The organism is Micromonospora parastrephiae (assembly GCF_016802865.1).
Taxonomy (GTDB): domain Bacteria; phylum Actinomycetota; class Actinomycetes; order Mycobacteriales; family Micromonosporaceae; genus Micromonospora; species Micromonospora parastrephiae.
Genome location: NZ_JAEVHM010000198.1, coordinates 1 through 9,715, shown reverse-complemented (window position 1 = coordinate 9,715; position 9,715 = coordinate 1). Strand labels below are relative to the sequence as shown.

Annotated in this window: 6 protein-coding genes and 1 pseudogene; all 7 read left to right on the top strand. The window is 71.9% G+C overall.

From position 1 onward, the window contains the following. Positions 1-284 precede the first annotated feature (284 nt). Positions 285-1,655, top strand: coding sequence for an L-serine ammonia-lyase (locus tag JNW91_RS26415; protein WP_203178087.1), 1,371 nt, complete (start codon positions 285-287; stop codon positions 1,653-1,655). A gap of 72 nt (positions 1,656-1,727) precedes the next feature. Then, a complete protein-coding gene (locus JNW91_RS26410; RefSeq protein WP_203178086.1) occupies positions 1,728-2,555 on the top strand; it encodes an ABC transporter permease in 828 nt (275 codons plus the stop codon). Next, positions 2,555-3,301 (top strand): ABC transporter ATP-binding protein, encoded by a 747-nt coding sequence (locus JNW91_RS26405; RefSeq protein WP_203178085.1) that lies wholly within the window; start codon positions 2,555-2,557, stop codon positions 3,299-3,301. Before JNW91_RS26410 ends, JNW91_RS26405 begins: the two co-directional genes overlap by 1 nt. Then, positions 3,298-5,263, top strand: a pseudogene (locus JNW91_RS26400) (DUF5941 domain-containing protein). Before JNW91_RS26405 ends, JNW91_RS26400 begins: the two are co-directional and overlap by 4 nt. A 15-nt stretch (positions 5,264-5,278) precedes the next feature. Continuing rightward, the gene (locus tag JNW91_RS26395; protein WP_203178084.1) at positions 5,279-7,489 is read left to right on the top strand and encodes a bifunctional glycosyltransferase/CDP-glycerol:glycerophosphate glycerophosphotransferase; all 2,211 of its coding nucleotides are present in this window, start codon (positions 5,279-5,281) and stop codon (positions 7,487-7,489) included. 135 nt (positions 7,490-7,624) lie between these two features. Beyond that, on the top strand, positions 7,625-8,920 hold the full coding sequence (locus JNW91_RS26390) for an ABC transporter ATP-binding protein (RefSeq protein WP_203178083.1): 1,296 nt from the start codon (positions 7,625-7,627) through the stop codon (positions 8,918-8,920). Between the two features lie 95 nt (positions 8,921-9,015). Then, positions 9,016-9,715: hypothetical protein (locus tag JNW91_RS26385; RefSeq protein WP_203178081.1), on the top strand; the 700-nt coding region annotated here is incomplete at its 3' end.

The window sequence follows — 9,715 nt, the reverse complement described above, 5'->3', positions numbered from 1 at the left end:
CTGGTCGGCACCCGGCACCCCGGGTGGCCGAGCGGCCGCCCGACCGGGCGGCCATGAGCGGGGCCGCTTGACCGGTGGCCACGACCGGGCCGGGCCCGTGGCGTTGCGGGCACGGTGAGCTGCCGGGTGGGTCGTGAGCTGGGCGGGTAGGCTCGCTGGTCGGCACCCGGCACCCCGGGTGGCCGAGCGGCCGCCCGACCGGGCGGCCATGAGCGGGGCCGCTTGACCGGTGGCCACGACCGGGCCGGGCCCGTACGACGGGACCACGGCGAGGAAGCGCAGCCATGATCAGTGTTTTCGACCTCTTCAGCGTCGGCATCGGGCCGTCCAGCTCGCACACGGTGGGGCCGATGCGGGCCGCCCGTACGTTCGTGGCGGGGCTCAAGGCCGACGGGCTGCTCACCGGCACCGCGCGGGTGCAGGCCGAGCTGTTCGGCTCGTTGGGTGCGACCGGGCACGGCCACGGCAGCGATCGGGCGGTGCTGCTGGGGTTGGCCGGCGAGGCGCCGGAGACGGTCGACACCGACACGGTCGGCCCTCGGGTCGAGCGGATTCGCGCCGATCGGCGGATCAGCCTGCTGGACGCGCACGAGATCGACTTCGACCCGGACCGGGATCTGACGTTGCACCGCCGCCGGTCGCTGCCGTACCACCCGAACGGGATGACCTTCGTGGCGTACGACGACGGTGGCGCCGAGCTGCGCAGCCGCACCTACTACTCGGTGGGCGGCGGCTTCGTGGTGGACGAGGCGGCGGCGGGCGCGGACCGGATCAAGCCGGACAGCACCCGCGTGCGGTACCCGTTCCTGACCGGCGCGCAGCTGCTGGAGGTCACCACCGCCACCGGGCTGTCGATCAGCGAGGTGATGCTGGCCAACGAGCGGTCCTGGCGCAGTGAGGCGGAGATCCGGGCGGGGCTGCTGGAAATCTGGCGGGTGATGCGGGAGTGCGTGCAGCGTGGCTGCGAGCGGGACGGCGTACTCCCTGGTGGGTTGAAGGTCCGGCGGCGCGCGGCGGAACTGCGGCGCGGCCTGGAGGCGGACGCCGGGACCAGCGACCCGCTGCACGCCATGGACTGGGTGACGCTGTTCGCGCTCGCGGTGAACGAGGAGAACGCGGCGGGCGGCCGGGTGGTGACGGCGCCGACCAACGGCGCGGCCGGGATCATCCCGGCGGTGCTGCACTACTACACCCGGTTCGTGCCGGGGGCCGACGAGGACGGCGTGGTGCGGTTCCTGCTGGCGGCTGGCGCGATCGGTGTGCTGTTCAAGGAGAACGCGTCGATCTCCGGCGCGGAGGTCGGCTGCCAGGGTGAGGTCGGCTCGGCGTGTTCGATGGCGGCGGCGGGGCTGGCCGAGGCGCTCGGCGGCACCCCGGAGCAGGTGGAGAACGCGGCCGAGATCGGGATGGAGCACAACCTCGGGTTGACCTGTGACCCGGTGGGTGGCCTGGTGCAGATCCCCTGCATCGAGCGGAACGCCGTGGCTAGCATCAAGGCGATCACGGCCGCCCGGCTGGCGCTGCGCGGCGACGGTGTGCACGCGGTGTCGCTGGACAAGGTCATCAAGACCATGCGGGAGACGGGCGCCGACATGAAGGTCAAGTACAAGGAGACGGCGCGTGGCGGTCTGGCCGTCAACGTGATCGAGTGCTGAACCCGGCCGATTCGGGGCATTCGTTCACCGACTGCTAACCTGTCGTCCGTTTCGGGAGGCGGGAGGCTCGCGGTGACCTCTGGCGTCGCGGCGTTGTGGTCGCACCGCAACTCGCTGCGGATCCTGGTCAGGCGCGACCTGGCGGTCAAGTACCAGCAGTCGGTGCTGGGTTACTTCTGGTCGTTGATCGAGCCGCTCGGCATGGGCGCCATCTACTGGTTCGTCTTCGGCGTGCTCTACTCCCGGGACACCGGGCGGCACCTCGGCGAGGCGGCCGGGTCGTACCCGCTGTTCCTGATCACCGGCATCTTCGCGTGGATGTGGACCAGTTCGGCGTTGAGTGAGGCGACCAACGCGTTGACCGGCCAGTCCCGGCTGATCACCACGATGAACGTGCCGCGTCAGGTCTTCCCGATCGGCCGGGTCACCGGCCGGTTCGCCGAGTACGCGGCCGGCCTGCCGATCCTGATCGCCATCGCGGTGATCTACGCGGTGCACGGTCGGATCCACCCCGGCTGGTCGCTGCTCGCCCTGCCGTTGGCGGTGGCCGTCCAGGGGGTGCTGCTGATCGGGCTGGCCCTGCTGCTGTCCGCGTGGAACGTGCTGATGCGCGACGTGGAGCGGTTCATGCGGCTGATCATCCGGGTGCTCTTCTACGCCACGCCGATCATCTACCCGCTCAGCCTGGTCCGGGAGTCCGGCCTGCCCGGCTGGCTGAAGGTGGCGTACGAGGTGAATCCGCTGGTCGGGATCTTCCAGCTGCACCACGCGATCTGGTACCCGGACGAGTTCCCGGACGCCCGGCTGCTCGCCACCACGGTCGTCGGCAGCCTGCTGGTGCTGGCCGCCGGCTGGTGGTCGTTCCGCCGGTTGGAACCCGCCGTGCTCAAGGAACTCTGATGGCGGCGCCGATCATCGAGGCCGACGGCCTGGGCATCCGGTTCGTCCGTAACCGTCGCCGCCAACTGCGGCTGCGGGAGCTGTTCATCCATCGGGGCGGGCGCGGTGCCCTGCCGGGACAGTTCTGGCCGTTGCGCGACGTGTCGTTCACCGTCGAGCCGGGCGAGACCGTCGGGGTGATCGGCCGCAACGGCACCGGCAAGAGCACCCTGCTGCGGCTGATCGCCGGGGTGCTCATCCCGGACGAGGGCGACATCCGGGTGCACGGTGCGGTGGCGCCGCTGCTGGAGTTGTCCGCCGGTTTCTCCAACGACCTGACCGGACGGGAGAACCTGCACCTGGTCGGTGGGTTGCACGGGCTGTCGACGGGCTACCTGAAGCGGCACTTCGACGAAATCGTCGAGTTCGCCGGTGAGCAGGTGGAACGGGCCATCGACACGTCGGTGCGGCACTACTCGTCGGGGATGAAGGTGCGGCTCGGCTTCGCGATCATCTCGCACCTGCCGCACCCGATCCTGCTGATGGACGAGGTGACCGCGGTCGGAGACGCGGAGTTCCGCAAGAAGTGTTACGCGACGATTGATCGTCTGCTCGGGGAGGGGCGCACGCTGGTGCTGGTGTCACACAACGAAAAGGACCTGACCCGGTTCTGCCGTCGGGGGTTGTACCTCGACGCGGGCCGGTTGACGCTCGACGGGACCATCGCCGAGGCGCTCGACGCGTACCACGCCGCGGTCCCGCGGTGACGCTCGCGATCGTGCTCGCCGCCGGGACGCCCGCGGCGGGCCTGACCACCGCGACCGGTGAGCCGCTGGCGGACCGGCTCGCCGCCCAGTTGCGCCGGGCCGGGGCGGACGAGGTGCGCTTCGCGGCCACCCTCGACGAGGTGGCCGCGCTGGCCGACACCGCCGACGGCCCGCTGCTGGTCACCGGCACCGACCTGGTGGCGCACACCGCCGTGCTGCGGCACCTGGCGACCAGTCCGGTGGGGCCGACGGTGGCGTTGGTGCTGGGCGACCCGCCGGTGCCCGGGCGGACCGTGGTGCGCGAGGAGCGCGGCCAGGTCGTCGACGCCGGCGCGCTGGACGCCCTCGACGGGGACGCGACCGGCGTGTTCGGCGGGGGCGCTGCGGGTCGGCGTGGACGACCTGCCGACCCTCGCCGCCGCCGCCCGGGCCGCCGCCGTGGGCGGCCCCGGGTCCGCCGTGGACCGGCTCGTCGCGGGACTCGCGGCGCTCGGCGCCCTGATCTTCGCCCAGCGGGTACGCCTGCTCGTCGCGCACCGGGTCGAGGACACCGCCGGGCTGGTCGCCGCCGAGGCGGCGGTGACCGCGGTGGACGAGGACCGGGCCGAGCTGCGGCTGTCGGTGAAGGAGCGCGACGACTTCTTCAGCACCTACTTCGTCAGCACCTGGTCGCCGCAGGTGGTCCGGTTGGCGGCCAGGCTCCGGCTCACCCCGACCGGGGTGACGGTGATCTCGGTGCTGTTCGCGCTGGCGGCCGCGGTGCTGTTCGGGGTCGGCGGGCGGCCCGCGCTGGTCGGCGGCGCGGTGCTGCTCTACCTCGGCTTCGTGCTCGACTGCGTGGACGGCCAGTTGGCCCGCTACACCCGGCACTTCAGCGCCTGGGGTGGCTGGCTGGACACGATGGCCGACCGGGCGAAGGAGTATCTGGTCTACGCCGGCCTGGGTTTCGGGGTCAGCCACGCCGGGCTCGGCAACGGCTGGGCGTTGGCGATCGCCGCGATGACGTTGCAGACCGTCCGGCACATGACCGACACCTGGTACGGGGTGCTGCACGACGAGGCCGCCCGCCGGCCCCGGGCGGCGGCGGGTGCCAGCGGCGGGATCGGCGACCGGTTGAACGCCGCGTCTACCCGGGTGCAGGCGGACACCGGCTCGCTGTCGTACTGGCTGAAGCGGACCGTGGTCTTTCCGATCGGTGAGCGGTGGGCGTTGATCGCGCTGACCGTGGCGCTGTTCAACCCGCTGGTCAGCCTCGTCGCGGTGCTGGTCTGGGGTGTGTTGGCGTTCGCGTACACGGGTGCGCTGCGCACGTTGCGGGCCCGCTGGATGTGGGTGCCGGTGCTGGACACCGTCGACGCCACCCTGCACCGCGACGACGGCCCGCTGGCCCGCCGGCTGCCGGTGGTCCGCCCGATGGGGCCACTCACCCTGGCGGTGATCGCCGCGCTCGGCCCGGCGGTGCTGCTGGTCGCGGCGCTGTGGAGCGACACACCCGACGGGCTGCGCTGGGCGGTGCCGGTGGCGCTGCTGGTGCTCCTGGCCGGCGGCCTCGGTGCCGGCGCGGCGCACAACGGTCCGCTGGACTGGCTGGTGCCGGCCGCGCTGCGGGCCGCCGAGTACCTGTTCGCGATCGCGGTCGGGGTGGTCGGAGGCGCGCCGGGTTGGCTGATCTTCGCGTACGTCTTCGTGCTCACCGTGCACCACTACGACCTGACCGCCCGGCTGGAGAAGCGGCAGACGGCACCGCCGCTGCACGCCGCCACCCTGGGTTGGGACGGTCGTTCGGTGCTGCTGACCCTCGTGGCGATTGCCGGCATCGTGAGTATCGGCATGGCTACACTCGGTGCGTACCTTCTCGTGGTTTTCGTGGCGAGCGTCGTCCTGGCCTGGTTCGTCCGACCGGCCCGTAGCGCGCGGGCGTCGGCCGCGCCGGTGGGCGCGGGAGGTGCCGTGCCGCGCTGACGGAGGGACGGCCGGATGACCCTGATCAGTTTCGTGGTTCCGGCCTTCCGGGTGCAGGGATACCTGCGCGAGTGCCTGGACTCGATCCTCGGCCAGCCGGAGACCGCCGTCGAGGTGATCGCCGTCGACGACTGCTCGCCGGACGCGAGCGGCGAGATCCTCGACGAGTACGCGGCCCGTGACCAGCGGGTCCGCTCGGTTCGGCTGCCGGAGAACGTCGGCCTCGGTCCGGCCCGCAACGTCGGGCTGGACCGGGCCGTCGGCGAGTACGTCTGGTTTCTCGACGGCGACGACTGGTTGGCGCCGGAGTGCCTGCCGGCGGTCGCCGAGCGGCTGCGCGCCACCAGCCCGGACGTGCTGCTGGTCGACCACGTCCGGGCGCACTGGAACGACACCACCACCCGCAGCGCGATGGCCGAGGTGTTCCCGGAGTCACCCGGCGCGGCCACCTTCCGGCTGCGGGACCGGCCCGAGGCGATCCGGTTGCTGCACACGGCGTGGAACCGGCTGGTCCGCCGACAGTTCCTCGTCGACCTGGGGTTGCGTTTCGAACCGGGCTGGTACGAGGACGTGTCCTTCAGCTACCCGGTGCTGATGGCAGCGCGGCGGATCGGCGTACTCGACCAGGTGTGCGTCAACTACCGCCAGCGCCGCGCCGGGGCGATCACCCGGACCCGGGGCGACCGGCACTTCGAGGTGTTTCCGCAGTGGCACCGGGTGTTCCACCTGATGGATGCGTGGGGGCCGGCGACGGACGCCCTGCGGCCGGCGGTCTTCGAGCGGATGATCTGGCACTACCTGACCGTGCTCGGCAACGGCCAGCGCATCGCGCCGGAGCTGCGGCCGGCGTTCTTCGCGCAGATCACCGCCGACTACGCGCGCTGGCTGCCGGCCGGCGGCTACCCGGTGCCGGACGGGGTGGAGGGAATCAAGCACCGCCTGGTCGCCGCCGGCCGGTGGCGGACGTTCAGCGCGTTGCGGGCCGCCAGTCGGGCCCGTGACACCGCCCGCCGGCAGGCCCGTACCGCGCGGCGGCGGGTCGGTCCGGCGGCCCGACGCGGCGCCCGGCTGACCCGCGACGGCCTGCTGCGCGAGTACTACCGGGCGGAGTTGCGCCGGCCGGTGGACCCGGCGCTCGCGGTGTACGCGGCCTACTGGTTCCGGGGGTACGCCTGCAACCCGGCGGCGATCTACGAGGCGGCTCGCCGGCTGGCCCCCGCCGTGCGGGGCGTGTGGATCGTGCGCCGCGACCGGGTGGACGCGGTCCCGGCGGGGGTGGAGTACGTCGTCGCTGGCACCCCGGCCTACTACCGGGTGCTGGCCCGAGCCCGGTGGCTGGTCAACAACGTGAACTACCCGGACTTCGTCCGTAAGCGGCCGGAACAGGTGCACGTGCAGACCCACCACGGCACGCCGGTGAAGGTGATGGGGCTCGACCAGCAGCGCTACCCGATCGGTGCGGGCCGGATGGACTTCGCCGGGCTGTTGCGCCGGGTGGACCGGTGGGACTACAGCGTCAGCTCGAACAGCTTCTCCACCCAGATGTGGGACCGGGCGTACCCGGCCACCTACACCACTCTGGAGGTGGGCTACCCGCGCAACGACCGGCTGGTCACCGCCGGCCCGGACGAGGTGCGCGGGCTGCGCGCCGAGTTCGGTCTCGGCACCGACGAGCAGGTGGTGCTGTACGCCCCGACGCACCGCGAGCACCTGCCCGGCTACCGGCCGCCGTTCGACCCGGACCGGTTCGTCGACGCGCTGGGCGAGTCGGGCCGCCTGTTGATGCGCAGCCACTACTTCCACGACCGGGATCGTCGCCCCGGTCGGCCGCTGGACCGCGAGCGGGTGCGCGACGTCAGTGGTCACCAGCGGGTGGAGGATCTCTACCTGGTGGCCGACGTGCTGGTCACCGACTACTCCTCGGCGATGTTCGACTATGCGGTGCTGGATCGGCCGATCGTGCTCTACACCCCGGACTGGGAGGCGTACCGACTGGCCCGGGGTGTCTACTTCGACGTGACGGCGGAGCCACCGGGCGCGGTGGCCACCACGTTCGCCGATCTGCTGGACATGTTCCGTACCGACGCGGTGCGCTCGGACGCGGCGGCCAAGGCCCGTGAGCACTTCCGGGGCCGATTCTGCACTCTGGACGACGGGCACGCGGCGGAACGGGTGGTGCGCCGGGTGTTCCTGGGGGAGCCGGCCGAGGGTTCGTCGCCCTGTTGAGCACGCCACGTGCTCCGTACTGTCGTGTAATGGCAGCGTCATAGGTCGAACATGAGACGTTTACCCGATGTGCTGAGCGGATGATCCTGGTCACAGTCTTGTGGGGGTTCGGCCGACGAGCTGGGGGAGGAGACGGTGAGCACCGTCGCGCTCAAGGATGTCACCAAGATCTTCAAAGATGGCACGGTGGCCGTCGACAGCATCAACCTGGATGTGAACGACGGCGAGTTCATGGTTCTGCTCGGCCCGTCGGGCTGCGGGAAGTCCACGGTGCTGCGGATGATCGCCGGCTTGGAGGATCCGACTCAGGGTGCGGTCCTGCTCGACGGGGAACTCGCCAACGACCTGCCGCCGCGGGACCGGAAGATCGCCATGGTCTTCCAGGACTTCGCGCTCTATCCGCACATGACCGTCGGCGACAACATCGCGTTCCCGCTCCGATTATCGGGCGTTGAGCCGGCACCTCGGGGAGAGCGGGTCAGCGACGTCGCGAGCGCGCTGGGCATCGGGGACGTGCTGGCCCGCAAGCCGGGGCAGCTCTCCGGCGGGCAACGGCAGCGGGTCGCCATGGGCCGGGCGATCGTCCGCCGGCCGGGGCTGTTCCTGATGGACGAGCCGCTGTCCAACCTGGACAGCGGCCTGCGCGCCGAGTTGCGCGCCGAGATCTCCGGCCTCACCCGGGAGCTCGGCGTCACCACCGTCTACGTCACCCACGACCAGGCCGAGGCGCTCACCATGGCCGACCGGGTGGCCATCATGCGCCGCGGCGTGCTCCAGGACGTGGGCACACCAACCCAGGTGTACGGGCGGCCGGCGACGCTCTACGTGGCCGCGTTCCTGGGCAGCCCACGGATGAACCTGCTGGAGGCGTCGGTCTACGTCCACCTGGACCGGTACGTCACGCTCAACCTCGGCGAGCAGTCGCTCTACCTGCCCTGGAACGACATCCGCAGCCGGGCGGTGGCGCACTACCACGGCGAGCGGATCGTCGTCGGCATGCGGGCCGAGGCGCTCACGCCGGTCTCCCCGGACAGCCCCGGCGACGTGCTGCACGGCCGGATCCGCTACCTGGAGCACCACGGGCACGAGTCGCTCGCGTTCCTCGACATCGGCGCGACCGCGATCATGGTCGACGAGATGGGCGCGCCGCTGGATCCGCCTCCGGTGGGTCAGCGGGGCCTGCGCCGGCTCGGCTCGGTGATGCAGCGACTCACCGGTAAGCCGGTGGAGCCGGTCGTGCCGGGTGGTGGCAACCGGACGAGCGTGCTGCCCGACCCGGGTCGGCACCACCGGCGCCCGGCGGAACTGGCGGTGCGGTTGGCGCCGTACCCGGCGGTCACCGCCGGTCACCAGCTCGCGGTGTCGGTCCGGATGGACGCGCTGCACTTCTTCGACGAGCGCGGAGCGCGGATCGACGTCGGTTGGCGCTGACGACCCGCCGGGACGGGGTGGCGGCGGCACCGACCGGTGTCCTACCGTCTGCGCACCCAGTCCACATGTGAGAAACCACCGAGAGGGGTGCACCCGTGTCGGGTGACCGTCCCAGCCCGCTCGTCATCGAGCGCATCCTGCGCGACCGGCAGGGCATCTGGCAGCAGATCGTCGCCGAGGGCGACCTCAACGCGTTGACCGGGCGGATGCTGGCCAGCTCGGCCATCGCGCTCGCCTGCTACGGGGCGGTGCTGGGCGCGTTCCACAGCCCGCTGATGGCGCTGACCTCCGCCCTCAAACTGCCGCTGCTGTTCCTGGTCACGCTGGCCATCTGCCTGCCCACGCTCTACCTGTTCAACCTGGTCTTCGGCGCCCGACTCTCGGTACGTCAGTCGCTGGCCCTGGTGATGGTGGCCATCACGGTCACCTCGATGCTCGCGGTGGCGTTCGCGCCGATCAGCCTCTTCTTCCTGATCACCGCTCCTGACTACGGGTTCTTCAAGCTGCTCAACGTGGCGATCCTGACCCTGTCGGCGCTGGTCGGGCTGCGCTTCCTCACCGGTGGGATGCAGGTGCTCAACGACCACGGCCTGCTCGCGCCGGCGACGGCCAACGCCACGGCCGCGGCGCAGGCCAGTGCCCCGGCCCAGGTTGCGCCGGCTGCCGTACCCGCCGGCTCGGCACCGGCTGACGCGCCGGCCGCCGGTCAGGACGCCGAACCGGTCGCGGTGCCGGCCGGCGTGGCAGCGGCCGGGTCGGCCTCAAACGGCGCCGCCACCGCCGCGACCGTCGCGC

Excerpts from the sequence above, each read along its gene's own strand:
- JNW91_RS26415 (WP_203178087.1), top strand. The coding sequence starts at position 285 with ATGATCAGTGTTTTCGACCTCTTCAGCGTCGGCATCGGGCCGTCCAGC.
- JNW91_RS26405 (WP_203178085.1), top strand. The coding sequence starts at position 2,555 with ATGGCGGCGCCGATCATCGAGGCCGACGGCCTGGGCATCCGGTTCGTC.
- JNW91_RS26395 (WP_203178084.1), top strand. The coding sequence starts at position 5,279 with ATGACCCTGATCAGTTTCGTGGTTCCGGCCTTCCGGGTGCAGGGATAC.